Origin of the sequence: Streptomyces sp. NPDC058470 (assembly GCF_042721055.1) — a bacterium.
In the GTDB taxonomy this organism is placed as follows: Bacteria; Actinomycetota; Actinomycetes; order Streptomycetales; family Streptomycetaceae; genus Streptomyces.
In genome coordinates this window covers 18,588-41,457 of sequence record NZ_JBHXMF010000012.1, presented here as the reverse complement: position 1 = coordinate 41,457, position 22,870 = coordinate 18,588, and the positions used below count along the sequence as shown (strand labels likewise).

Sequence of the window (22,870 nt, the reverse complement as noted above, 5' to 3'; positions counted from 1 at the left end):
CGGCGAAACCACCAGATCCCCACCCGGCCCGGACCTGGCGCAAGACGTAACCGCCGGACCCCAACCCGCGGCCCGCGCCCTCGCCCCTCCCCCGCACCCCCGCCGGCATACCCCCGCCGACGTGCCTACAGCTTCTCCACCGGCGCGTACCGCAGCAGCAACCGCTTCGGCTTCGGCTCCCCGAAGTCGACCGTCGCCTCGGCGTTCGCGCCCGTCCCCTTCACCTCGACGACCGTGCCCAGGCCGAACTGGTCGTGCGTGACCCGGTCGCCGACCGCCAGCGACACCACCGGCTTCTCCGCGATACCGCGTCGCGTCGCGAACCCGGAGGCACCCGAGGCCGCGGACCGCGAACGCGAGGCCGAGAGAGACGACGACAGTGAAGCGGTCACGCCCGACACGGGGCTCGACGAGGCGGGGCCCATCGCACCCGTGCGCTTCCACTCCAGGTGGGCCTCCGGGATCTCCTCCAGGAAGCGGGACGGCGGGTTGTACGAGGGCTGCCCCCACGCACTGCGCAGGGACGACCGCGTCAGATACAGCCGTTCCCGCGCGCGCGTGATGCCGACGTACGCAAGGCGCCGCTCCTCCTCCAGCTCCTTGACCTGACCCAGCGCGCGCATGTGCGGGAAGACGCCGTCCTCCATGCCCGTGAGGAACACCACGGGAAACTCAAGGCCCTTGGCGGTGTGCAGGGTCATGAGGGTGATGACGCCGTTGCCGTCCTCCTCGTCGGGGATCTGGTCGGAGTCGGCGACGAGCGCGACCCGCTCAAGGAAGGCAGCGAGGCCGGTCGGGGTCTCGCCCTCACCGGTCTCCTGCTCGAACTCCAGGGCGACGGCGGCGAGTTCCTGAAGGTTCTCGATCCGGGTCTCGTCCTGTGGGTCGGTGGACGCCTGCAACTCGGCGAGGTAGCCGGTGCGTTCGAGTACGGCCTCCAGGACGGTGGCCGGGCCCGCGCCCGACTCCACGATCGTCCGCAGGTCCTCCATCAGCGTGTTGAACCGCTTGACCGCGTTCGTGGAGCGGGCCGCCATTCCGTAGGCCTCGTCCACGCGTCGCAGCGCCTGCGGGAAACTGATCTTCTCGCGCTGCGAGAGGGCGTCGATCATCGCCTCGGCGCGGTCACCGATACCGCGCTTGGGGACGTTGAGAATCCGGCGCATGGGAACGGAGTCCTCCGGGTTCGACAGCACCCGCAGATAGGCGAGGACGTCCCGGACCTCCTTGCGCTCGTAGAAGCGGACGCCGCCGACGACCTTGTAGGGCAGGCCGACGCGGATGAAGACCTCTTCGAAGACACGGGACTGGGCGTTCGTACGGTAGAAGACCGCGACATCGCCCGCCTTGGCGTCGCCCGCGTCGGTGAGACGGTCTATTTCGTCGGCGACGAACTGGGCCTCGTCGTGCTCGGTGTCGGCGACGTAGCCGGTGATGTTCGAACCCGCGCCCGCGTTCGTCCACAGGTTCTTGGGGCGGCGGGACTCGTTGCGCTCGATGACCGCGTTGGCCGCGCTGAGGATCGTCTGGGTGGAGCGGTAGTTCTGCTCCAGGAGGATCGTCGTCGCGTTCGGGTAGTCCTCCTCGAACTGGAGGATGTTGCGGATGGTGGCGCCGCGGAAGGCGTAGATCGACTGGTCGGCGTCGCCCACGACGCACAGCTCGGCGGGCGGCAGGTCGTGCGGGGTGGGCGGGACGTCCACGGGGTGCCCGGAGGTGCCGACGAGTTCGCGCACCAGGGCGTACTGCGCGTGGTTGGTGTCCTGGTACTCGTCCACCAGGACGTGCCGGAAGCGACGGTGGTAGTGCTCGGCGACGTCCGGGAAGGCGCGCAGCAGGTTGACCGTCGTCATGATCAGGTCGTCGAAGTCGAGCGCGTTGGCCTCACGCAGCCGCGACTGGTACATCGCGTAGGCCTGGGCGAGGGTCTTCTCGAAACCGTCGGTGGCCTGGGCGGCGAAGTCCTCCTCGTCGATCAGCTCGTTCTTCAGGTTCGAGATCTTGGCGCTGAAGGACTTCGGCGGGAAACGCTTCGGATCGAGGTCCAGGTCACGGCAGACCAGGGCCATGAGCCGCTTGCTGTCGGCGGCGTCGTAGATCGAGAACGACGAGGTGAAACCGAGCCTCTTGCTCTCGCGGCGCAGGATCCGCACGCACGCGCTGTGGAAGGTCATCACCCACATGGCGTTGGCGCGCGGGCCGACGAGGTGCTCGACGCGCTCCTTCATCTCGCCCGCGGCCTTGTTGGTGAAGGTGATCGCGAGGATCTGGCCGGGGTGGACCTGGCGCTCGCCCAGCAGATAGGCGATCCGGTGCGTGAGCACGCGGGTCTTGCCGGAGCCCGCACCGGCCACGATGAGCAGAGGGGAGCCGGAGTGCGCCACGGCCGCCCGCTGGTTCTCGTTCAGCCCGTCCAGGAGCGCGGCCGCGTCCACGACGGGGCGCGGGGCGCCGTCGCGGTAGTACGCGTCGCGGCTCGGCGGCACGTCGAAGCGGCCGCCGAACAGGTCGTCCGGAAGCGGCTCGGCCGTCCCGTCCTCGGGCGGCGGGGGCTCTTCCTCATGCGCCGCCGAGGGCTTGAGGTCCGCCAGGAAGCTGTCATCAAAGAGGCTGCTCATCGCTCTCCGAGTCTAGGCGGCCCCACTGACACCCCGCCGCCACCCCGAAAACTCGACCGGAACTCGTGACGGTACTCAGCGGCCGAGGGGCCCTCCAGGCCCGACGGCCCTCCGGAACCGCACCGTCACAGCCTGCGACCAGCCAGGCCCAAACGCACGCCTTCCCCGCCGTACGCCCTCCCGTCGTACGAATTCCAGCCCGTACACCTTCCCGCCCGTGCACATTCCAGCCGTACGAGTTCACGGCGACGCCCGCCGGGGCAGCACCCCGCCGCGACCGCCCGAAAGAGAGCGAGGACATCGCCCTCCGCGCAACTCACCCGATACCCCGCCGAATTGACGAGGGGTGACGAACCTCATGACTATGGTCACGAAAATGTATCGGGCATTTCGAACATCAACCTTCACAGAAGCCGCACGAGTTGGCTAGCGTGCTGATCAGGCCGCCCGACCCCCACCGGCGAACGTCGCCGGGCCGCGGTGGCCTCCGCCGAATTCGGTGCGCCCTCGTGGCAGCCGGAACCGGGGACCCACCGAACTTGGGGTGAATCGGTCCAACTGCCTTGTCGGGCAGAGACCGTAGGGCAACCCTTCCGAACCACCCGCCCGAACCCGACAGCTAACCCGGTAGGCGGATGATGGAAGGAGTCGCCTCCCTTGGCGTCGCAACGCAAATGGTTCCCGGGTTCGCGCGTGGCGGGCACGGCCCCCGTTCTCGCCACGGCGGCCCTCACTTCGGTGGCCCTGCTCTCCCAGACGGCGAACGCCGCGCCCTCCGAAGAGTCCGAGCCGAGCCTCGAAGAGGTCGAGAAGAAGGTCGACGACCTCTACCGGCAGGCCGAATCGGCCACCGACAAGTACAACGCGGCCAAGGAGAAGACCACCAAGCAGCGCAAGAAGGTCGACACCCTCCTCGACGACGTCGCCCAGCGCACGGAGAAGCTCAACACCGCGCGTGAGGAGCTGGGCTCGGTCGCCGCGACGCAGTACCGCACCGGGGCCGCGACCCCCGACGCCGGCTCTCTCCTGCTGGCGGACAATCCGCAGGACTACTTCGACCAGACCCAGCTGATGAGCCGTCTGACCGAACGCCGGAAGGCGGCTGTCGACGACTACGTCACGGAGCAGGCCGCCGCCACCGAGACGCGTACGGAGGCCTCCCAGAGCCTGGAGACGCTGACCACCTCGCAGAACGCCCTGCAGGCGTCCAAGACCGATGTCCAGCAGAAGCTCGCCAAGGCGCGCGAGCTGCTCTCGCAGCTGACCGTCGAGGAGAAGGCGCGGCTCGCCGCGATCGAGGAGGAACAGCGCAGGGCGGCCGAGCGCGAGGCGGCGGAGCTGGCGCAGCAGCAGGCAGCCGCCGCGGCACAGGCGGCCCAGGAGTCGTCGTCGAGCGCGACGACCGGCACCTCCTCCGGCTCGGCCACCACCGCCGACGCCGCGTACGCGACGAAGGCCGCCAAGGCCCTCTCGTACGCCCGCGGCCAGGTCGGCAAGCCGTACGTCTGGGGCGCCACCGGCCCCGGCTCGTATGACTGCTCGGGCCTCACCCAGGCCGCCTGGAGGGCCGCCGACGTCACCCTCCCGCGCGTCACCTACGACCAGGTGACCGCCGGCACGACCGTCTCCCTCTCCGAAGCCCAGCCCGGCGACCTGGTCTTCTTCTACGGCGACGTCAGCCACGTCGGCCTCTACATGGGCAACGGCATGATGATCCACGCCCCGAAGCCGGGCGCGTACGTCCGCGAGGAGTCGATCTTCTACGACGGCGAGTCGGCCATCCACAGCGTGGTACGGCCCGCGTAATCCATCGCCCGCGCGACACCTTCCGCAGGGCACGCACGCGCGTGGAGCACGTTTTCGTGTTCCACGCGTGCGTGCCCCGCGTTTTCCTCTCCCCCGCGCGCGTGCCCCGCGGGCAACCCACCCGAAGATCCTTAGCATCGGGCCCATGCCAGCCATCTCCCAGCCCCGCACCTGGTGGGCCGAGTGGCCGCCGGCCGCCGGCGCCGCCGTCATGGCGACCGGCACCATCTCGCTCGGGTTGCATCTGACCGGCTACGAGACGCTGTCCCGTGCCGCACTGGCCCTGGCGTCCGTCGCCTGGCTCGCGCTCGCCGCGGACTTCGTCGTACGGCTGGTACGGGACCGGTCGCGCTGGGCGACGGAGGCGAGCACGCCCCCCGCGCTCACCGCCGTCGCGGCGACGACGGTCCTCGGCATGCGGCTGTCCGCGCTGGGGTGGCAGGAGGTCGCCGAGGCCCTGCTGGCGCTGTCGGCCGTGCTGTGGCCGGCGCTGCTCCTCGTCGTCGTACGGCACTGGAGTCGTCGTATGCCGGGCGAGGTGTTCCTCGTGTGCGTGGCCACGCAGGGGCTCTCCGTGCTGGGCGCCACGCTCGCCGCGGCCATGGGCGCGAACTGGCTCGCGCATGCCGCGCTGGTGCTGTTCTGGCTCGGGATCGTGCTCTACGGAGTGGCGTTCGCGCGCTTCGACATCAGGGAGGTGGTGACGGGCGCCGGGGACCACTGGATCGCGGGCGGCGCGCTCGCCGTCTCGGCGCTGACCGGGGCCAGGCTCGTCGCGGCACACAACGTCGACGCGTACCTGTGGAACGGCGACGACAACGGCGTCCTGCGCGCCGTCACCACCGCCCTGCTCGTCCTCGGCCTCGCCTGGTCCTGCGTCCTGGCCGCCGCGGAACTGGCCCGGCCACGCCTTCGCTACGACGTGCGGCGCTGGGCGACCGTGTTCCCCCTGGGGATGGCGGCGGTGGCGACCCTGGCGGTCTCGAACGCCCTCGACGTCTCGTGGACCGAGGGGCTGGGAGAGGTACTGCTGTGGATCGCGGTGGCCGGCTGGCTGGCGGTGTCGGTCGGGGCCGTCAGATCCGCAGCACCGCGCTGAATCAGGTCCACAACACCGCGATGAAGATGTTCGCCGTCGTCAGCAGTCCGACGAGCCCGAAGAGCCCCTTCTCCACCTTCTCGTCGTCGCGCTTCACATAGACGAGCCCCAGGATCACGATCAGCAGCGTCAGCTTCACGCCGATCTTGATGTTGTTGACCGGCTGGTCGTCCGCCTGGTTGAGGCCGACCAGCACGACGCCCGTGACCAGCATGGTCAGCGCGCCGTGCAGCATCGCGGGGACGAAACGGGCCGTGCCCCGGCCCATCGCCTTCATCTGGGTGAGGAAGCCACCGAGGAGCGAGGCGATACCGATGATGTGCAGGCCGACGAAGAGATGGATGAGTACGTCCATGAGGCCGGAGCCTATGCGTACACCCCGGTCCCTCTTGTCACCGGCCCACCCCGTGTAACCCATAGCACCGGTGCACGCCCGGTTGTCCCGGATTCGCCGCATCGGTCATCACAGTCGGTGAAGTCGACGTCAGCGCATGGGTTTTACAGCCATTTGTGATCATCGAGTGATCCAGTGGCGTCAATTGCGTACATGGCGTTACCAAGCCCTCACGCTCAGGTTTAGCGTCCTCCACCAGGTGCCCGGCTCCCCGTCGCCGCCCTGGCCAGGGGCGGCAACCGGACACCTCGCCGAGAAGGTCCGGCGGCGGCCCGCTCCCCCTGTGTGGGCCGCCGCCGGACGCGTAACCGCTGACCGCCCGGGCTTTTGCTCCGGTGGCCGTACGGAAGGATGTGGGCCCTCGTGGCAGCGCACCGCAAGCCCAAGCAGCGCCCGCTCGGCGGAAGCAAGGCCCGCACAGCCGCGACGATCGCCCTCGCGGGCGCGGCGACGGCCACCGCCTTCGACGGGACGGGGTACGCCGAGCCCCAGCTGTCGACGGCACAGGTGAAGGCCAAGGTCGACAGCTTGTACGAGGAGGCGGAGGTCGCCACCGAGAAGTACAACGGCGCCAAGGAGAAGGCCGGCAAGGCGGCGGAGCGGCTCGGCATACTCCAGGACGAGGCGGCACGCAAGGAGGACCACCTCAACTCGGCGCGCGACGCGCTGGGTTCGATCGCCGCCTCGCAGTACCGCAACGGCGGCCTCGACCCCGCGCTGCAGCTCGCGCTCTCCGACGATCCCGACCAGTACCTGGAAGGTGCCGCGTTCGCCGAACGGGCGGGCAGCAGGCAGGCGGCTGCCGTGGATCGCGTACGTCAACAGCTGAGGGAGATCGCGCAGTTGCGCGGGGCAGCGCACGTCGAGCTGTCCTCGCTCACGTCGCGGCAGGCCGAGCTGAAGCGGCACAAGAAGACGGTCACCGGGAAACTCGACGCGGCACGACAGCTGTTGGGCCGCCTGAGCGACGAAGAGCGCGCCCGGCTCGGGGAAACCGGCGACTCGAGCGACCGCGCCACACGCTCCTCAGCTCGTGACCTGACCAGCCCTGCGGCCCCGGCCGGTTCCGTCGCCGCCCCCAACTCCCGTGCGGCAGCCGCCGTCTCGTACGCCTACGGGAAGCTCGGCAGCCCCTACGTCTGGGGCGCCACCGGACCCGACGCCTTCGACTGCTCCGGCCTCTCCCAGGCCGCGTACCGCGCCGCAGGCATCGCGCTCCCCCGGACGACCTACGCCCAGATCAACGCCGGCCGCCGCGTCGCACGCTCCGAGCTCCTCCCGGGCGACCTGGTCTTCTTCTACTCGGGCATCAGCCATGTGGGCATCTACGTGGGCAACGGCCAGATGATCCACGCCCCCAACCCGAGCGCGCCGGTACGACTGGCTCCGGTCGACCAGATGCCGTTCGCGGGGGCTGCCCGGGTGGCGTGAGGGGGTACGAGGCACGGTCTCAGCGGACTTCCTGCAACGCGTCGCCGACTGCTGCCACGCCCTCGATGATGGCGGGCGCGGAGGATGCGGCGTAGCCGAGGAGCACGCCGGGCGGACCTGCGCGTTGTCGGTGCCAGGACAGTGGGTGAACCTTCACGCCACGGACCAGCGTGGCCGCCGCAAGGTCCGTGTCCAGGAACCGCGCCCCGTCGAATTCCCGCCCCTCGAAGGTGATCAGGAGGTGGAGACCCGCCGCGGCGCCGTGGACGACAGCGCCCGGCAGCCGGTCCCGGATCGCCGCGATCATGGCATCGCGGCGGCGGCGATGACGGCGGCGCAACAGCCTTAGATGCCGCTCCAGTTCGCCCGACTCCATGAGCCGGGCGAGTACGAGTTGGGGCAGGGCGGGGTTGCCGAGGTCGGCGAAGCGTTTCGCGGCGATCAGCGCGTCCCGGTAGCGGAGCGGCGGGAGCACCCATCCCGTACGCAGGGCGGGAGCCAGCAGCTTGGACACGCTGCCCGCGTAGCCGACCTGCTCCGGCAGCATCGACCGCAGCGCGGGCACGGGCGGCCGATCGTAACGGTGCTCGGCGTCGTAGTCGTCCTCCACTATCAGCCCGCCGTCCTCGGCCCATTGCATCAGCTCCCGGCGCCGTGCGCCCCCGAGCACCACCCCGGTTGGGAACTGGTGCGCCGGAGTAAGCAACACAGCGCCGTATGCACTCAGTTCGTCCACCCGGATGCCCTCGGCGTCGACGGACACAGGCGGCGTACGGAGCCCTTGCCGTTGCAGATGCTGCCGGACCCCGAGCGAGCCGGGGTCCTCCACCGCGATCTCCTCCACGCCGTCCTCGCGCAACACCTGCCCGAGCAGCGTCAGCGCCTGCGCGGTCCCCGCGACGACGATCACCTCGTCCGGCTCGGCCCTGATCCCCCGGTTCCGTGCCAGCCAGTGCGCCACGGCTCGCCGCAACTCCGGGGTCCCGCACGGATCCCCGTAACCGAACCCCGAAGCGGACAGCCCCCCGAACACCTCCCGCTCAGCACGCAGCCAGGCCGCCCGGGGGAAGGCCGTGAGGTCGGGGACGCCGGGCGAGAGGTCGATACGGGCGGGGGCGGAGCGGATCAGGTCGAAGATGTCGTCGCCTGGAACGTCGGCGAACAGGCGCCGCCGACCCCGCTGTTGAGGTGCGAAGGTCGACCGTGACGTGTCGGCGGGCGCCGCCACGACCACCGTCCCGTTCCGGCCCCGGCCCTCCACACGCCCGTCCTCGGACAGCCGCTGGTACGCCTCCGTCACCACCCCGCGCGAGACACGGAGCTCGGCGGCAAGGACCCGCGTCGCCGGGAGCCGGCTCCCGAGAGGCAGCCGTCCGTCGGAGATCGCCCGCCGCAACTGCCCCGCCAGCCAGTCGGCACGACCACGGAACGGGGCCTGACCGATGTCGAGTTGGAGAAAGTCCGACCCGGACGCCTCGGTGATTATGGACCTGTCTTCAGGATCTCCATTGGACCTGTTCACCGAGCCATTGTCAGACGAGGCTCGACCCATGACCACACCTACCGACTACGTACACGGCTACTCCACCCACGAGACCCGCCGCCTCGGCGACCAGGCCGACACCCTGGCGGCCCTGCTGCACTCGGGCACGGTGTACCCCGCGGGCAGCAGGGTCCTCGAGGTCGGTTGCGGTGTAGGTGCACAGACGGTGCACCTGTTGGCGGCGAGCCCGGAGGCGCACTTCACGGCGGTCGACATCTCGGCCGATTCCCTCGCCCAGGCGCGCACCCACGTAACGGAGTACGCCCCCGACGCACACGTCTCGTGGCACCAGGCGAATCTCTTCGAACTACCCTTCCCAGAAGCTGAGTTCGACCACGTCTTCGTCTGCTTCGTCCTGGAGCACCTGACCGCCCCACGCCGGGCTCTCACCGCGCTGCGCCGCGTGCTGCGCCCCGGCGGCACTCTCACCGTCATCGAGGGCGACCACGGCTCGACGTTCTTCCACCCCCACAGCGCATACGCCCACGCAACAATCGACTGCCAGGTCCAGCTCCAGGCCACGGCAGGCGGCAACGCCCTGATCGGCCGCCAGCTACATCCGCTCGTCACCGCCGCCGGCTACGAGGAGGTGGTGGTCCGGCCCCATACGGTCTACGCGGACCGCTCCCGCCCCGCCCTGGTGAACGGCTTCACCCGCAACACCTTCATCACCATGGTCGAGTCGATACGCGAGGACGCCCTCGCCGCAGGGCTGATGAACTCGTCGGACTGGGACCGTGGCATCGCGGACCTGCACCGCACGGCCACCGCCGAGGGCACGTTCCACTACACGTTCTTCAAAGCCCTCGCCGTGAACCGGCCATCCAGATAGTCAGCCCTGTTCAGCGGCCTGCCCCAGCCACAGTCGTCGGCCCAGGTCGTCGAGTTCCTCTCTTCTTGCCTCACACTCGGGGATGGCGCGCTTGAGGAGAACCCAATAGTCGGGGCCGTGTCCGGACACCTCGATGTGCGCCAGCTCGTGAGCGATCACGTAGTCGACAAGGTGGGCAGGCAACTGGAAGACAGCCCAGTGAAGGGCCATCTTCCCGACTTCTCCCTCGCCCGGCCGGTAGGTTCCCCACCGATTCCCGACGTCCCGAACCGTCACTGCGGGTTCGGGGACTGCCGCCACAGCTCGAAACAGGGGTGGGAGTAGGCGACATGCAACTCCGCCTTCCGCGCCCGCGCGAAAGCGGTCGGAATGTCCTCGTGCCTGTCCCGGTCGAAGAGGCACCACAACCCCTCGCCCTGCGGCACTACGAAGGACAGCTCTTGCTCGTCGCGCAGCGATCTCACGTTCGCCACGCGGCACCGCAGCAGCATGCCGTCCTCCTCTCGTCGCGCACAGGGTTTCCGCGTGATCGCTCACACGCCTACCGGAGAGTCGCGTCAGGCCGCGGCCCCCCGGGTCACACCAGCCGCCGAGCAGTCGCCCACCGGGTCAGCTCATGCCGGTTCGACAGCTGGAGCTTCCTCAGCACCGCGGACACATGGGACTCGACCGTCTTGACGGAGATGAACAGCTGCTTGGCGATCTCCTTGTACGCATAGCCGCGGGCGATGAGGCGCAGGACCTCGCGCTCGCGCTGGGTGAGACGGTCGAGGTCCTCGTCCACCGGCGGGGCGTCGGTCGAGGCGAACGCGTCGAGGACGAACCCTGCCAGGCGCGGCGAGAAGACCGCGTCTCCGTCCTGGACACGGAAGATGGACTCCACGAGGTCCGTACCGGTGATCGTCTTGGTGACATAGCCCCGGGCGCCGCCACGGATCACGCCGATGACGTCCTCCGCGGCGTCCGACACGGACAGCGCCAGGAAGCGGACCGGCTGCTGGGCGTCGCCCATCAACGGGGCGCAACGGCGCAGCACTTCGACACCACCGCCGCCCGGCAGGTGCACGTCCAGCAGCACGACCTCGGGCCGCGTGGCCGTGATGACCGTGACCGCCTGGTCGACGTCCGCGGCCTCGCCGACGACCTCGACGCCGGTCCGCTCGGTCTCCCCGATCTCGGCCTGAACTCCCGTACGGAACATGCGGTGGTCGTCGACGAGCACGACCCGCGCATGCCGCCCACTCCCGGCAGCGGCCGGCCCGGCCACGTCCGCGGCCTCTCCGGACGCGACGGGGGCCGAAGGGGTCTCCTCCGCACCGGCAGAACTGCCGGACTCCACAGGCCCGTTCGTGTCTCTCATGACGTCCTCTCCGCCCTCTCCATCTCCAGCTCGACCTCCGTGCCGCCGTCCGGCACCGCGCGCAGCCGCGCCGTACCGCCGTTGCGCTCCATGCGGCCGATGATCGATTCTCTGACGCCCATGCGGTCGGCGGGTATCGCGTCGAGGTCGAAGCCGGGGCCGCGGTCGCGGACGGACACGAACACCGTCGTGCCCTCGACTTCGGCGAAGACCTGTACCGCGCCGCCCTCGCCACCGTACTTGGCCGCGTTCACCATCGCTTCCCGCGCGGCCTGCATCTGCGCGGAAACGCCGTCGTCCAGAGGGCAGTCGCCGACGACCACGACCTCGATGGGGACGCCGTGCTTGTCCTCGACCTCCGCGGCATTGCGCCGGACCGCCTCGGCGAGGGTGTCGGGCTCGTCCGCCTCATCCTTTCCGGTGCCCTCCGGTTTGTAGAGCCAGGTACGCAGGTCGCGCTCCTGGGCGCGGGCCAGACGCCGTACCTCGTTCCCATTGTCCGCGTTGCGCTGGATCAGGGTCAGGGTGTGCAGCACCGAGTCATGGACATGGGCGGCGACTTCGGCCCGCTCCTGGGCGCGGATACGCATCAGACGCTCCTCGGAGAGGTCCTGTGTCATGCGTACGAGATAGGGGCCGGCCAGCAGCGCTATGCCGACCAGGACCGCGAGTGCCGCCTGGAGGACGGAGCCGAGGTGAGCGGCCGAGCCCTGGAGGACGAATATCCCGGACACACCGGCTGTGACCAGCAGGACGCCCGCCGCGGAACGCAGCAGCGTGAGCGTGCGCCGACGACGGCCGACCTCGACCCAGCGGGCCCGCCGCGCATTGTCCGCCTGACGCCAGACCAGGGCGACGCCCGCGCCGACGAGCACGGTCGGCCACAGATACGCCTTCGCTCCGCCGCCCAGGTTCACATTGCCGACGAAGACCATGGCCACGACGACCATGAGGAGGAGCGCGACGATCTGCCCCTTGTCCGGCTTGCGTGCCACGAGTCTGCGGCGGCCGTCGGGAGCGGTCTCGGTGGAGATGCCCGGCGTACGCCCGCCGGCTCCTCCCACCCCGCCGACGCCGAGCGGCACGAAGAACCAGAACGCGGCATACAGCAGCGCCCCCAGCCCGTCCGCCATGAACAGGCCGACGAACATGAGCCGCACCCAGATCACCGGCAGCCCGAGATGCCCGGCGAGCCCGCGCGCCACGCCCCCGAGCCAGCGTCCGTCGCTGCTGCGGTAGAGCTTGCGCGGGGGCCGCGGGGCGTCCAGGGGGATGGCTGCGGCTTCCGGCATGCCATCGATGTTCACACGCCCGGCGGGCCCGGGCATCAGGGTCGACCCCCGAGACTCCCCTGATCTTCGGGAAACCAATATCTGATCTTCGAGAGACCGGCGCCCGCACCTCGAAAACCCGATGCCGGATTCGGGAGGAACCCAGTGGCTGATCCTCAGCAACCGATGCCGAATTCCGCAGGAGTCCAGCGCCTGATCCCCAGCAACCCGATGCCGGATTCGGGAGGAACCCGGTGCCTGAACCCCAGCAACCCGGTCCCTGATCTTCGAGAATCCGCTGCTCGAACAGCTCCCCGGCCCCCCTCAGGGCCGAAATCAGGGTTCGGCCAGGGTCATCCCGACTGCCGCCGCGCCTCCCCGCCCGTCACCATGGACGCATGACAGACCACCAGCACGCGGCGGCGGAGCCGGACCCCGCCCGCGGCCCGGCCGCCCCGCCCCCGGGTCCCGGGCCGCGGGACGCCGTACCGCCCGCCCCGGGTGAGGAGCCGCGCACGCACGAGGACCGGGTCACGGCCGGGACGGCGACGACCGCACCAGGCACGCCCCTCAAGTTCCGCCGCGACCGGCGCCACAAGATGCTGGGCGGGGTGTGCGCCGGGCTGGGGCGGCAGTGCGACATGGACCCGGTGATCTTCCGGATCGTGCTCGCGGTGCTCTCCGCGACCGGCGGCATCGGCCTCATCTTCTACGGCTTCGTGTGGCTGTTCGTGCCGTACGACGATGACGAGGAGAACGAGGTACGCAAGCTCCTGACCGGCCGCGTGGACGGCCAGGCGCTGACGGCCGTGCTGTTCGCCCTGGTGGGCTGCGGGGTGTTCCTCTCGATGCTCAACAACGGCGGGGTACTGACCTTCGCCGTGGTCCTCGCCCTGCTCCTGGCGGGCGCGGGGTTCTGGTCGCAGCAGCGCGGCGCGCCCGACCCCGACCCGCTCGCCGCCCAGGCCGTCGCCGACGCCCCGCCGGAGGCGCAGGCACCGCCCGTCCCCGCCTCCTACCCCTCCTGGTGGCGCGACCCGATCATCAAGGACGGCTCCCATGTGGGCGGCACCGGCTATCTGTGGGGACCGCCGGACGCCCAGGACCGGGACGCGGCTGCCGCGCTCAACATCGCCCGGGGCACCAGCCGCCCGGACATACGCACGGCCCGGCAGCCCAAGCCGTCCGGCCCACGCTGGATCGGCGGCTGGGTGTTCGTGCTCGCGCTCATCGCGGGCATCCTCGGCACAAGCCTGACGTGGGAGGAGCACACGCTCGGCACCAGCCTGCAGACCGGCCTGGCCTGTGCGCTGATCGTGTTCGGCCTGGGCATTGCGATCAGCGCGTTCAAGGGGCGTACGGGCGCGGGCTCGATCTTCCTCGCGTTGATCACCGCGGGCCTGCTCGCCGGCTCCGCCGCGCTGCCGAAGGACATCAGCACCCACTGGGTGCGCACGAACTGGACACCGACCGCCGTGGCCGACATACAGGAGTCGTACGACCTCGGCACGGGCGTGGGCACCCTGGACCTGACGGGCCTCGACCTCGCCAAGGGCCAGACGGTGTCGACGAACGCGGAGGTGGGTGCGGGCCATCTCAAGGTGATCGTCCCGAAGGACGTGACCGTGAATCTGACCGTCGATGTCGGCGTCGGAGACATCCAGTTGCCGGGCGACGACAAGAAGGACGTGGACGTGCAGCCGGGCAAGCACAAGAGCGTGACACTCTCCCCCGCGACCGCCGACAAGAACGGCGGCACGCTCGACCTCGACCTCCAGGTCGGCGTCGGCCAGGCGGAGGTGACCCGTGCGACGTCATGAGTTCCAGCCGGGAAAACTGGTCGCGGGTTGCTTCCTCACCCTCGCGGGCGTCATCTACGCCGGCGACGCGGGCGGCCTGTGGGAGACACCGTGGTTCGCGATCATCCCCGTCGTCGCATTCGGCCTCTGCCTCGCAGGCACGGTCGCTCTGCTGACCCACGCCGTACGAAGACGCCGCAGGTCACGCCGGGCACCGGTGACGGCGCCGGGCAAGGAAGGTTAACCACGTCGGACTTCTCCACACACAGCCGCCCACCGGTGCCGGAACGCCAACCGGCACCGGGACACACACCGGGACGGACGCCGAACGACGCTCGCCCCGGAAGGTGTCAGCCTGCGCCCAGGCCGGAGGTCCTAGCGATAACCGCCGGCCCGTTGCCTGCGCCTCGCCCTCAGCCCCGCGTCCACGGAGAAGACCGAGGCGCCTGCCAGTACCAGGGGCAGCCAGGCCATCAGATAGATCAGGTCGTTGCCGTAGTAGTACGGGTCGGCGGCCCAGCTCACGGTCAGCCACAGGCTGAGGGAGATGAGGGCGCCACCGAAGGCGGCGAGGCGGGCCAGCAGGCCGATCAAGGTGCCGATACCGACGGCGAGTTCACCGAAAGCGATGGCATAGCCGAAGCCGACGGGATTCTTCAGCGACAGATCCACGAGGGCCGGGATCGCCGAGGAGTCCCGGACCGAGCGCATCATGTCGCCGATCGAACCGGCGCCGGAGTCCGCCATGAACGCGCTGTTGGTGAGTTTGTCCAGGCCGGCGTAGATGAAAGTGACGCCGAGAAAGACGCGCAGGGGAAGCAGGGCGTATCGGGTGGCGGAGTCCCGCCAGTCCCGCCTCCCGTCGAGATAGGGGCTGGGGGTATCCGTTCGCATACTGTGAGTCATCGCTCTCCGCCGCCTCTCGCCCGCGTTCCGTTGACCCCTCAACAGACCATACGTACGACAGCAGGCACCCGCTCAAGGATCGGTGTGCCCGTTTTCCTGTCCACCCTCCAGGGACCGGGGCGCCATGGCCACCCGGCGCGGGTGTCCGACGTGGTTTTTCTCGTTACGCATACCGACCAGCGGCATACCGGGCAGTCGGGCTCTGGCCCCGATCAACCGCTCGTCGCTGCGCCGGGCCCGCATCCGGCTTGGTGGAGAGGTACTGGAGACCGTGCTCCGGCAGGTGGCAGGCTCGTTGGCGGCCCCCGACACACCGGGCGCCTGGTGGCGCAGCCTGCGCCTCCTGGCGTTCATCCGCATCCCCGACTGATGCCAGGCCCGGGAAGCACCGGCCGCCGCGCGGCAGGGGGCAGAGCCTGCTTCTGATCCCTGTACCGAAGCTCGCGGTGAAGAGATGACCGAGCTTGGCGGGCGGTCCAAGTCCCTATGCTGACTGCCTTCATAGGTGGGGGAGGATGCATTGGCACGGCAGGTCACGCTCGGGCCGGATTTTCGGCGGTTGTGGGGCGCCTACGCAATCAGTGCTGCGGGCAGTGCCATCGCCATGGGGGCATTGCCGCTGGTCGCCCTCCTGGTGCTGCATTCCTCGGCGCTCCAAGTCTCGCTGCTCGCCGCTCTGTCGGCCACCGCCAGCGCCGTGATCGCTCTTCCGCTCGGTGTCCGTATTGAGCACCAGTACAAGCGGCCCGTCATGATCACTGCTGATCTGGTCCGCTGTGCCGTGCTGGTGAGCGTTCCGGTCGCGGCGGCTTTCGGCGTGCTCACCTTCGTCCATCTGTGTGCCGTCGGCATCCTTCAGACGGCCGCGGCAGTCGCGTTCGACGCGGCGAGCGGCGCGCACCTCAAGGCGCTCGTCCTGCCCGACCGCCGTCTTCGTGCCAACAGCCTGTTCGAGACCACCAACTGGATCAGCGTCAGCGCCGGGCCACCCGTCGGCGGGCTCCTGGTCGGTGTCCTGGGCCCTACCGCGACGGTGGCGGCCGACGCCCTGTCCTTCCTTGGATCCGCCCTGGGCATCCGCCGCATCCGGCGACCCGAACCCGCGCCACCGCCATCCGCCGCCCCTCATCTGGGCCGCGACATCGCCGCAGGCTGGCAGTACATCCTGCAGCATCGAGGATTGCGCTCGCTGTTCTGCAACTCGCTGCTCTTCGGCGGCTCCATCATGATGACGTCACCGCTGATTGCCGTCCTCATGCTGCGTGACCTCGGCCTCGCACCGTGGCAGTACGGCCTCGCTCTGGGGCTGCCGTGCCTGGGTGGCGTTCTGGGCTCACGCCTGACCTCGCTGCTCACCCGGCGGTTCGGGCAGCGCCGGATCCTGCTGTTGTCCGGCGTCGCACGCACACTCTGGACGATCTTGTTGCCGCTGGCGCCTTCCGGCGCTCTCGGCGTGTTCATCATCGTGGCCGCCGACTTCGGGCTGCTCTTCGCCGCCGGCGTCTTCAACCCGTCGTTCACCACCTACCGCATGGCGGCAACACAGGACGCGTTCATGACCCGCGTGGGCACCTCCTGGTCCGTCAGCTCGAAAATCTGCCAGGCAGTCTTCATGATCGTCGGCGGCTTCATCGCCGAGGCGGCAGGCGTCCGTGGTGCGCTGTTCATCGCCGGCGTGCTGTGTTTGTCGAGTGCACTCCTGCTGCCCTGGCGCCAAGCGCACACCTCCGCCGCAGGCATTCCAGCACCCGCGGCGGAACGGGTCCCGGAACCGGCCCCAACCCAGGCCGACTCTCCGTAGCGAAGTGCCGACCCGCACCTGCCACTACTTCCGGACAAGCTCAAAGATCTCCCCGACCGGAGCTGAAGAGCTCAAGGACCGCCGGGCCGGAGCCGAAAAGCATTGCCGCCGCCCCACGACCCGCAGCCGAACAACGACGGAAGGAGGCGTGCCGGTACGTCCAGATGCCCGTCGCGTACGCCCGCGTCACCGGACCCCCGCACCTGCCCGACGTCTGATCCGTCGGCGACGGGCGGGACGTACCGGCACGCCCCCGACCCACCCACCAGACGGCAAACGCACCGGACGACACACCCACCGGCACCGAACAGCACGCACCGGCACCGAACACCACGCACCCACCGGCACACGCACCGAACAGCACCCACCCGCACAAGGCGCCGTCGGTCCCTCAGTCCGTCACATCGATCACGCACCGATTCGTCTCGACCCCCGCAGCCGTAACCACCTGCACCTCCACCCGCCCCGGCTCCACATCGACCGGCACAGGCACGGTGAGGACCGCGTCCGTGGGATTGCTGAACCCCCCGGGCACGGGAACCAACGGCACATGGACGTGGACCGGCCCGATCCGTACCACCATCCGCGACAGCCGGTCCGCCGTCTGCGCGCCGGGCGGCACGAACCCGGCCCCCCGGATCTCGATGTCGTCCCCGGTACGGATCGGCGCGTCGAGGTCGCCCGCCTCACGGGAGCGGACGACGGAGAGGATCACCGGCTTCCCGCCCTCGGCGTACTTCCCGGCGAGATAGGTGGCGGCGGACACCAGGACCAGCACCGCCAGCCCCCACGGCAGATCCGGCAACTGCGAGGGCCGCCGGGCCAACCGCACCGCAGCGAACACCAGAGCAACCGCGACGATCACCACGTACTGGATGTCCGCGAAGGACCCCCGCCCGGAGTCGTCGGTCAGAAGATCGGACGCCCGCGGCCGATCCGCCCGCACCTTCTGCAGCCGCTGGCCGAGCACCCGCAGCCCCACCACCCGCCGCACCAGCACGGCGATCCCGCACACCACGGCGACGACGGTCACCACCCCGGCGCCCCGGGCGAGTTCGAGACCGGCGATGAGTTCGTCGCGGGTGCCGTGCGCGGAGGCCGCCGCCAACTGCCCGACGAGCACGAGGACGGCGTACACGACGAAGAGAACCCAACTCCCCGCCACCACACGCGAGGTGGAGAGACGGTTGTCCTCGCCGATGGCGGGGGCAAGAGCGCCACCCCGCGCCCGGTGGAGATAACCCGCTCCGGTCAGCGCCCCGCCCACTACAAGAGCCGCGAGCAGCCCGGCCGTCCGCGCGGCCGTCCACCCCGCGCCGATGGCGGTGAGCGCCTGCACCAGGAGCAGCGTGACGGTAGCTCCCCACACGACAAAGGCCGTACGCCGCCACAGCCGCGCCAGCCACGCCTCGCCGTCGACGCGGCCGCGCTCGGCGACGATGTCCGCGGCCTGGGTCAGTTCGTCCGAGACCCACTGCCGGGACGCGGACGCCGAGTGGGCGACGGCGATGGGCAGCCCGTGCCCGGACGCCAACTCGTCGCGCTTGGCGAGGAATGCGGCGACAGCGCGCCGGTGCCCCTCGCGGGCTCCGTGCGGGCAGTCCCCGCAGGTGCACCCACCCCCGTGTGTGCCCTGTCCGGAACCCAGCCCGGAACCCAGTCCGGCGCCAAGCCCGTCACCGGACCCCGCACCACGCTCCGCGCCGTGTCTCGCCTCCTGCACCGCCACGTCCGCTGCCGCCTTCCCCGCGCCAAGAACTCCCTTGCGGCCAGACCTTCCGTACGCCTGACTGCCGTACAACTGCCTTACTACTGCGCCGCGATGACAGCGCATTGTGCCGTACGGAACACGGCCCGCATCCGGCAGGTCCGGTCAGCGCGGGTGATGCACAAGCGCCCGTGTTGACCCGGCTGCGAGAATTCGCGTATGGCCGAGATCATCCAGCGTGACGGGACCTGGGCCTTCGACGGCAACACGGTCAGGATCACGCCGGGACTGCACCGCTCCGTGCCGCTGTTCCGGCAGACGTATGGAGAGATCGCTGTTTCCCTGGAGGCTATCTCAGGAATCGTCTATGAACCCGAACGCAAGCGCGGCCGCCTGCGGCTGAGGCTGCGCGAGGGCGCCGACCCGCTCCTCCAGGCGACCGGTGGCCGGCTGCCCGACGCCGCCGACCCCTACCGGCTGGCGGTCGACATCGACCGTTCCGGGGTCGCGGAGTACATCGCCGAGGAGATCCGCCACGCGCTGCTCCTCGACCAGGTCCCCCAGGAACCAGCGAAGACATATCTCCTCCCGGGCCCGCCGGTCCCCGTCTCGGTCCGTTCCAGCGACGGCACGGTGTCGTTCGACGGTTCGCAGGTGCGGATCGACTGGGCGGACACCTCCGACCGGGTCAAGCGGGCGACGGGTCCGCGGATCATCGGCGTGAGTGACCTGGTCCGGGTCGAGTGGCTGCCCAACTCCGGCTACGAGGACGGCTTTCTGCGTTTCGTGACCGGCGAGACCGTCTTCTCCAAACTGCCGACCGAGAAGGACCCGTACGCCCTCGATCTGTGGGGCAGCACCCGCCGCGACCTGCTCACGGCGCTCGTCGCCACCGCCGTCACCGCACGCCTGCCGCATCCGTCCACCCGCACGGGCGAGTACGTGGACCGCCCCCAACCCGCCCCCGCCGCACCGCCCCCGGCCGACCACCACGACGTACTCCTGCGCCGCCTGCGGGAGTTGGGCGAGCTGCACCGCGACGGCGTGCTCACGGACGAGGAGTTCGCGGCGACGAAGGCGGCGGTGCTCCGGGGGTTCTGAACCCCCGCCACGGACTCCCGACGGAACCCCCGCCCTGAACCCCCGACGGAAGACGGCGAACGAATCCCCGACGGAAGGCCGCGAACGAACCCCCTACGAAAGGAGATCGGGCTCGCTCCGGCTGATGTCCTGCCACAACGGCTGGTAGTTGATCCACGCGACCAGATCGCCGCCGAGCTGCTCCCGCGTGGCGACCGCCTGCTTGTGGTCGATGAGGATCGGCCGGCCCGCGGCCAGCGCGGTGAGCTGCACCTGGCTCGACCGTTCCATGGACAGGAACCACCAGGCCGCCGCGTCCACCGAGTCCCCGACCGTCAGCAGCCCGTGGTTGCGCAGCACGAGGGCCTTGCCGGTGCCGAGTGCGGAGGCGATCCGGCGGCCCTCCTCGGCGTCGACGGCGACACCGGTGTAGGAGTCGTACAGCGCGTGGTCCTCGTAGAAGGCGCAGCTCTCCTGGGTGATCGGGTCGAGCAGGTCGCCGAGGGCGGACAGGGCGCGTCCGTGCACGGAGTGGCAGTGGGCGACGGCGACGACGTCGGGACGGGCCGCGTGGACCTGGGCGTGCACGGTGAAGGCCGCCTGGTTCACGTGGTAGCTGCCGTCGATCACCTGCCCGTCCTGGTTGGCCATGACGAGGTCGCTCACGGTGACGTGCTTGAACGGCATCCCGAAGGGGTTCACCCAGAAGCAGTCGCTGTACTCGGGGTCGCGCGCGGTGATGTGACCGGAGACCCCGTCCTCGAACCCGAGCCGTCCGAAGAGCCGCAGCGCCCCGGCCAGCCGCTCCTTGCGGTGCCGCCGCTCGTCGTCCGTCGACTCGTGCCTCGGCGGCATGGCGAACCGCAGCCGGTCGGTGGGTAGGGGCAGGGGCGGGGTGGGCCCGTGCATATGTCCTCCAGCGGGCGTGTCCGGTACGGAGCGGAAGTTACCCTCGGTCAGCCCAGGTGAACAGGGCCGTTCCGTGAAGAGAGTGCGCAACCGTTACAAGTCCCGGGTAGTCCCGGGTGCCCTCGGCCGCCGAGAGCACCCGGAAAGTCGCCGAGAGCACGCGAATACCGGACAGAAGATGTCGGGTAGCCACGCGAGACTCGTCGTATGACTCATCCGATGACTCATCCGACGCCATCGAACTGGGCGGCTTTCACCGCCGCGGAACCCGACCTGGCCAGCGCGGCCGAGGACCGGTTCACGGCCTTCACGCACCACACCCTGGCGACCCTGCGCAAGGACGGTTCTCCCCGCACCTCCGGCCTCGAAGTCCGTTTCCTGCACGGCGAGCTGTGGCTCGGCATGATGCCCGGCTCGCTCAAGGCGCTGGACCTGCGCCGTGACCCACGCTTCGCGCTCCAGGTGAATCCGGGGGCGGACGCGCAGATGGCGAGCGGGGACGTCCGGATCGGCGGACGGGCGGTCGAGGTCGAGGACTCCGAGGCGAAGGCCGCATACGTGAAAGAGGTGGAACCGCCGCAGCCGTTCCACCTCTTCCGCACCGAGCTGACGGAGGTCGTACGGACCTACGTCCAGGACGACACGTATCTGGTCGTCGAGATCTGGAAGCCCGGAGAGCAGGTGCGGACTCTCAGGCGCAGATGAGCGTCGGGACTACTCCCACTCGATGGTGCCCGGCGGCTTCGAGGTCACGTCGAGGACGACCCGGTTGACGTCCGCGACCTCGTTCGTGATGCGGGTCGAGATCTTGGCGAGGACGTCGTACGGGAGACGCGACCAGTCGGCGGTCATGGCGTCCTCGCTCGACACCGGACGCAGCACGATCGGATGGCCGTACGTGCGGCCGTCGCCCTGGACGCCGACGGAGCGGACGTCCGCGAGCAGCACGACCGGGCACTGCCAGATCTCACGGTCGAGTCCGGCGGCGGTCAGCTCCTCACGGGCGATCGCGTCGGCCTCGCGGAGCAGGTCGAGCCGCTCCTTGGTCACTTCGCCCACGATGCGGATGCCGAGGCCGGGACCGGGGAAGGGCTGGCGCTGGACGATCTCGTCCGGCAGGCCGAGCTCCTGCCCGACCATTCTCACCTCGTCCTTGAACAGCTTGCGCAGCGGCTCGACGAGCTCGAACTCGAGGTCCTCGGGGAGGCCGCCGACGTTGTGGTGGGACTTGATGTTGGCTGTGCCGGTGCCGCCACCGGACTCGACCACGTCCGGGTAGAGCGTGCCCTGCACCAGGAAGGCGACGTCCTCGCCCGCCGCGGCCTCGGCGATGATGTCGGCCTGCGCCTGCTCGAAGACCCGGATGAACTCGCGCCCGATGATCTTCCGCTTCTCCTCGGGGTCGGACACCCCGGCGAGCGCGGCGAGGAACCGCTCCTGCGCGTCCACGACCTTCAGCTGTACGCCGGTCGCGGCCACGAAGTCCTTCTCGACCTGCTCGGTCTCGCCCTTGCGCATCAGGCCGTGGTCGACGTACACGCAGGTCAGCTGCGAGCCGATGGCCTTCTGTACGAGGGCGGCGGCGACGGCGGAGTCCACGCCGCCCGACAGCCCGCAGATGGCCCGCTTGCTGCCGACCTGCTCGCGGATCAGCGCGACCTGCTCGTCGATGACGTTGCCCGTGGTCCAGGACGGGGTGAGGCCCGCGCCCCGGTACAGGAAGTGTTCGAGTACCTGCTGGCCGTACGTGGAGTGCATCACCTCGGGGTGGTGCTGGACTCCGTACAGCTTCTTCTCGTCGTTCTCGAAGGCCGCGACCGGGACGACGTCCGTGGAGGCGGTCACCGTGAAGCCCTCGGGGGCGGCGGAGCAGGCGTCTCCGTGCGACATCCACACCGACTGCTCGTCGGGGGTGCCCTCGAAGAGGGTGGAGCCCGATTTGGAGACATGGAGCGGCGTACGGCCGTACTCGCGGGCGCCGGTGTTGTCGACCGTGCCGCCGAGCGTCGTCGCCATCAGCTGGAAGCCGTAGCACATGCCGAAGACGGGGACGCCCGCCTCGAACAGCGCGCGGTCGAGGCGGGGGGCACCCTCCGCGTACACCGACGAGGGGCCGCCGGAGAGGATGATCGCCGCCGGGTTCTTGGCGAGCATCTCCTCGACCGGCATGGTGCTCGGCACGATCTCGCTGTAGACCCGGGCCTCGCGGACGCGGCGGGCGATGAGCTGGGCGTACTGCGCACCGAAGTCGACGACCAGGACGGTGTCGGGGGCGGCGGGGGACACTTCTGGCACGGTTTGCCTTCCGGCGGT

Annotated in this window: 21 protein-coding genes and 1 riboswitch; of the genes, 10 read left to right on the top strand and 11 right to left on the bottom strand. The window is 70.0% G+C overall.

Going from position 1 to position 22,870, the window contains the following annotated elements; genetic code table 11:
• Positions 1-125: 125 nt before the first annotated feature.
• The gene (pcrA, locus tag ACFWP7_RS11250; RefSeq protein WP_384379569.1) at positions 126-2,618 is read right to left on the bottom strand and encodes a DNA helicase PcrA; all 2,493 of its coding nucleotides are present in this window, start codon (positions 2,616-2,618) and stop codon (positions 126-128) included.
• 478 nt (positions 2,619-3,096) lie between these two features.
• Positions 3,097-3,268: riboswitch (cyclic di-AMP (ydaO/yuaA leader) on the top strand.
• Positions 3,269-3,275: 7 nt separating this feature from the next.
• Here pcrA and ACFWP7_RS11245 point away from each other — a divergent pair.
• Both ACFWP7_RS11245 and ACFWP7_RS11240 read left to right on the top strand, forming a co-directional pair.
• Positions 3,276-4,424 carry an NlpC/P60 family protein gene (locus tag ACFWP7_RS11245; RefSeq protein WP_384379566.1) on the top strand — a complete coding sequence of 383 codons (1,149 nt, stop codon included), beginning with the start codon at positions 3,276-3,278 and terminating at the stop codon, positions 4,422-4,424.
• A 145-nt stretch (positions 4,425-4,569) separates the two neighbouring features.
• The gene (locus tag ACFWP7_RS11240; protein WP_384379563.1) at positions 4,570-5,523 is read left to right on the top strand and encodes a tellurite resistance/C4-dicarboxylate transporter family protein; all 954 of its coding nucleotides are present in this window, start codon (positions 4,570-4,572) and stop codon (positions 5,521-5,523) included.
• 1 nt (position 5,524) lies between these two features.
• Here the strand turns inward: ACFWP7_RS11240 and ACFWP7_RS11235 are convergent, their stop codons facing one another.
• The gene (locus tag ACFWP7_RS11235; RefSeq protein ID WP_384379560.1) at positions 5,525-5,878 is read right to left on the bottom strand and encodes a hypothetical protein; all 354 of its coding nucleotides are present in this window, start codon (positions 5,876-5,878) and stop codon (positions 5,525-5,527) included.
• A gap of 402 nt (positions 5,879-6,280) precedes the next feature.
• Here ACFWP7_RS11235 and ACFWP7_RS11230 point away from each other — a divergent pair, with 402 nt between their 5' ends.
• Positions 6,281-7,348 (top strand): NlpC/P60 family protein, encoded by a 1,068-nt coding sequence (locus ACFWP7_RS11230; protein WP_384379557.1) that lies wholly within the window; start codon positions 6,281-6,283, stop codon positions 7,346-7,348.
• A 19-nt stretch (positions 7,349-7,367) separates the two neighbouring features.
• Here ACFWP7_RS11230 and ACFWP7_RS11225 read toward each other — a convergent pair whose 3' ends face one another.
• Complete coding sequence (locus ACFWP7_RS11225; protein ID WP_384379554.1) at positions 7,368-8,870, bottom strand: PLP-dependent aminotransferase family protein; 1,503 nt, start codon at positions 8,868-8,870, stop codon at positions 7,368-7,370.
• Positions 8,871-8,898: 28 nt separating this feature from the next.
• Here ACFWP7_RS11225 and ACFWP7_RS11220 point away from each other — a divergent pair, with 28 nt between their 5' ends.
• On the top strand, positions 8,899-9,723 hold the full coding sequence (locus ACFWP7_RS11220) for an L-histidine N(alpha)-methyltransferase (protein WP_384379551.1): 825 nt from the start codon (positions 8,899-8,901) through the stop codon (positions 9,721-9,723).
• Here ACFWP7_RS11220 and ACFWP7_RS11215 read toward each other — a convergent pair whose 3' ends face one another.
• The 4 genes from ACFWP7_RS11215 to ACFWP7_RS11200 all read right to left on the bottom strand — a co-directional run bounded on the left by ACFWP7_RS11215 (position 9,724) and on the right by ACFWP7_RS11200 (position 12,411).
• Positions 9,724-9,999: a YgjP-like metallopeptidase domain-containing protein gene (locus tag ACFWP7_RS11215; protein ID WP_384379548.1), complete on the bottom strand. Its 276-nt coding sequence runs from the start codon at positions 9,997-9,999 to the stop codon at positions 9,724-9,726.
• Positions 9,996-10,214 (bottom strand): RloB domain-containing protein, encoded by a 219-nt coding sequence (locus ACFWP7_RS11210; RefSeq protein ID WP_384379545.1) that lies wholly within the window; start codon positions 10,212-10,214, stop codon positions 9,996-9,998. The genes ACFWP7_RS11215 and ACFWP7_RS11210 overlap by 4 nt, the downstream gene beginning before the upstream one ends.
• Positions 10,215-10,300: 86 nt before the next feature.
• Positions 10,301-11,083, bottom strand: coding sequence for a LuxR C-terminal-related transcriptional regulator (locus ACFWP7_RS11205; protein WP_384379542.1), 783 nt, complete (start codon positions 11,081-11,083; stop codon positions 10,301-10,303).
• The gene (locus tag ACFWP7_RS11200; protein WP_384379539.1) at positions 11,080-12,411 is read right to left on the bottom strand and encodes a PspC domain-containing protein; all 1,332 of its coding nucleotides are present in this window, start codon (positions 12,409-12,411) and stop codon (positions 11,080-11,082) included. Before ACFWP7_RS11200 ends, ACFWP7_RS11205 begins: the two co-directional genes overlap by 4 nt.
• 341 nt (positions 12,412-12,752) lie before the next feature.
• On the opposite strand from ACFWP7_RS11200, the gene ACFWP7_RS11195 reads away from it, so the two are divergent.
• Together ACFWP7_RS11195 and ACFWP7_RS11190 are read left to right on the top strand one after the other, a co-directional pair.
• Positions 12,753-14,174 (top strand): PspC domain-containing protein, encoded by a 1,422-nt coding sequence (locus tag ACFWP7_RS11195; protein WP_384379536.1) that lies wholly within the window; start codon positions 12,753-12,755, stop codon positions 14,172-14,174.
• A complete protein-coding gene (locus ACFWP7_RS11190) occupies positions 14,161-14,397 on the top strand; it encodes a hypothetical protein (RefSeq protein WP_384379533.1) in 237 nt (78 codons plus the stop codon). The genes ACFWP7_RS11195 and ACFWP7_RS11190 overlap by 14 nt, the downstream gene beginning before the upstream one ends.
• A gap of 131 nt (positions 14,398-14,528) precedes the next feature.
• On the opposite strand, the gene ACFWP7_RS11185 is transcribed toward ACFWP7_RS11190, so the two are convergent.
• On the bottom strand, positions 14,529-15,059 hold the full coding sequence (locus ACFWP7_RS11185; RefSeq protein WP_384379530.1) for a DoxX family protein: 531 nt from the start codon (positions 15,057-15,059) through the stop codon (positions 14,529-14,531).
• Positions 15,060-15,183: 124 nt separating this feature from the next.
• Here ACFWP7_RS11185 and ACFWP7_RS11180 point away from each other — a divergent pair, with 124 nt between their 5' ends.
• On the top strand, positions 15,184-15,429 hold the full coding sequence (locus tag ACFWP7_RS11180; RefSeq protein ID WP_384379527.1) for a hypothetical protein: 246 nt from the start codon (positions 15,184-15,186) through the stop codon (positions 15,427-15,429).
• Between the two features lie 150 nt (positions 15,430-15,579).
• Positions 15,580-16,860 carry an MFS transporter gene (locus ACFWP7_RS11175; protein ID WP_384379525.1) on the top strand — a complete coding sequence of 427 codons (1,281 nt, stop codon included), beginning with the start codon at positions 15,580-15,582 and terminating at the stop codon, positions 16,858-16,860.
• A 391-nt stretch (positions 16,861-17,251) separates the two neighbouring features.
• Here the strand turns inward: ACFWP7_RS11175 and ACFWP7_RS11170 are convergent, their stop codons facing one another.
• Entirely contained in the window at positions 17,252-18,589 is a 1,338-nt protein-coding gene (locus ACFWP7_RS11170; protein ID WP_384379522.1) for a hypothetical protein, read from the bottom strand.
• A gap of 198 nt (positions 18,590-18,787) precedes the next feature.
• Here ACFWP7_RS11170 and ACFWP7_RS11165 point away from each other — a divergent pair, with 198 nt between their 5' ends.
• Complete coding sequence (locus ACFWP7_RS11165) at positions 18,788-19,669, top strand: DUF4429 domain-containing protein (protein WP_384379519.1); 882 nt, start codon at positions 18,788-18,790, stop codon at positions 19,667-19,669.
• Between the two features lie 93 nt (positions 19,670-19,762).
• Here the strand turns inward: ACFWP7_RS11165 and ACFWP7_RS11160 are convergent, their stop codons facing one another.
• Entirely contained in the window at positions 19,763-20,557 is a 795-nt protein-coding gene (locus ACFWP7_RS11160) for a class II aldolase/adducin family protein (RefSeq protein WP_384379516.1), read from the bottom strand.
• Positions 20,558-20,776: 219 nt separating this feature from the next.
• On the opposite strand from ACFWP7_RS11160, the gene ACFWP7_RS11155 reads away from it, so the two are divergent.
• The gene (locus ACFWP7_RS11155; protein WP_384379513.1) at positions 20,777-21,262 is read left to right on the top strand and encodes a pyridoxamine 5'-phosphate oxidase family protein; all 486 of its coding nucleotides are present in this window, start codon (positions 20,777-20,779) and stop codon (positions 21,260-21,262) included.
• 9 nt (positions 21,263-21,271) lie between these two features.
• Here ACFWP7_RS11155 and guaA read toward each other — a convergent pair whose 3' ends face one another.
• The gene (gene guaA, locus ACFWP7_RS11150) at positions 21,272-22,852 is read right to left on the bottom strand and encodes a glutamine-hydrolyzing GMP synthase (RefSeq protein ID WP_365437017.1); all 1,581 of its coding nucleotides are present in this window, start codon (positions 22,850-22,852) and stop codon (positions 21,272-21,274) included.
• Between the last annotated feature and the right edge of the window lie 18 nt (positions 22,853-22,870).

Bases quoted from the DNA above. Each gene is read 5' to 3' on its own strand.
- pcrA (WP_384379569.1), bottom strand. From the start codon at position 2,618: ATGAGCAGCCTCTTTGATGACAGCTTCCTGGCGGACCTCAAGCCCTCG.
- ACFWP7_RS11240 (WP_384379563.1), top strand. From the start codon at position 4,570: ATGCCAGCCATCTCCCAGCCCCGCACCTGGTGGGCCGAGTGGCCGCCG.
- ACFWP7_RS11235 (WP_384379560.1), bottom strand. From the start codon at position 5,878: ATGGACGTACTCATCCATCTCTTCGTCGGCCTGCACATCATCGGTATC.
- ACFWP7_RS11220 (WP_384379551.1), top strand. From the start codon at position 8,899: ATGACCACACCTACCGACTACGTACACGGCTACTCCACCCACGAGACC.
- ACFWP7_RS11210 (WP_384379545.1), bottom strand. From the start codon at position 10,214: ATGCTGCTGCGGTGCCGCGTGGCGAACGTGAGATCGCTGCGCGACGAG.
- ACFWP7_RS11205 (WP_384379542.1), bottom strand. From the start codon at position 11,083: ATGAGAGACACGAACGGGCCTGTGGAGTCCGGCAGTTCTGCCGGTGCG.
- ACFWP7_RS11200 (WP_384379539.1), bottom strand. From the start codon at position 12,411: ATGCCCGGGCCCGCCGGGCGTGTGAACATCGATGGCATGCCGGAAGCC.
- ACFWP7_RS11195 (WP_384379536.1), top strand. From the start codon at position 12,753: ATGACAGACCACCAGCACGCGGCGGCGGAGCCGGACCCCGCCCGCGGC.
- ACFWP7_RS11185 (WP_384379530.1), bottom strand. From the start codon at position 15,059: ATGACTCACAGTATGCGAACGGATACCCCCAGCCCCTATCTCGACGGG.
- ACFWP7_RS11180 (WP_384379527.1), top strand. From the start codon at position 15,184: ATGGCCACCCGGCGCGGGTGTCCGACGTGGTTTTTCTCGTTACGCATA.
- ACFWP7_RS11165 (WP_384379519.1), top strand. From the start codon at position 18,788: ATGGCCGAGATCATCCAGCGTGACGGGACCTGGGCCTTCGACGGCAAC.
- ACFWP7_RS11160 (WP_384379516.1), bottom strand. From the start codon at position 20,557: ATGCACGGGCCCACCCCGCCCCTGCCCCTACCCACCGACCGGCTGCGG.
- ACFWP7_RS11155 (WP_384379513.1), top strand. From the start codon at position 20,777: ATGACTCATCCGACGCCATCGAACTGGGCGGCTTTCACCGCCGCGGAA.